This window comes from Streptomyces sp. SID10853 (assembly GCF_010548145.1).
In the GTDB taxonomy this organism is placed as follows: Bacteria; Actinomycetota; Actinomycetes; order Streptomycetales; family Streptomycetaceae; genus Streptomyces.
On sequence record NZ_JAAGLN010000516.1, the window covers coordinates 1 to 740 of the forward strand.

Consider the following 740-nt stretch of genomic DNA (forward strand, 5'->3'; position numbering starts at 1 on the left):
GCCGAGCCGCGCCGGATCGCCGCGCGGGCCGCCGCCCGGCGGATGGCGTGGCTGCTCGGTGAGCAGGCCGGCGGCCGGGTCGGGTTCACGGTGCGCGGCGAGCGGGTCGTGGGGCCGGACACGGTCGTGGAGGTCGTCACCACCGGGGTGCTGCTCCAGCGGCTCCAGCGCGACCAGGAGCTGGCCGGGGTGGATGTGGTCATGCTCGACGAGTGCCATGAACGTCACCTCGACGCGGACACCGTCGCCGCCTTCCTCCTTGATGTGCGGGCCGCGCTCCGTCCCGAGCTGCGCCTGGTGGCCGCGTCGGCGACCACCGACGCCGAGGGGTGGGCGCGGCTGCTCGGGGACGCCCCTGTGGTGGAGGCGCACGGTGTCTCGCACCCGGTGGAGACGGTGTGGGCGCCGCCCGTCCGGCCGGTGCGTCCGCCGCACGGGATGCGGGTGGATCCCGCCCTGCTCACGCATGTCGCTTCGGTCGTCCGGCGGGCACTGGCCGAGCGGACCGGCGATGTGCTCTGTTTCCTGCCGGGGGTCGGTGAAATCACCAGGGTGGCAGGGCAGTTGGCAGGTCTGGACGTGGAGGTCCTCCAGGTGCACGGGCGCGCGCCGGCCGCCGTGCAGGACGCGGTGCTCGCGGGCTCGGCCGGGCGCCGGGTGGTGCTCGCGACGTCGGTGGCCGAGTCGTCCCTGACCGTGCCGGGGGTACGGGTGGTGGTGGACGCAGGGCTGGCGCGCGA

1 protein-coding gene is annotated in these 740 nt (G+C 75.7%); it reads left to right on the plus strand.

Going from position 1 to position 740, the window contains the following annotated elements; genetic code table 11:
• The coding region (locus G3I19_RS36725) for a helicase-related protein (RefSeq protein WP_275402812.1) at positions 1-740 on the plus strand (740 nt) is incomplete at both ends.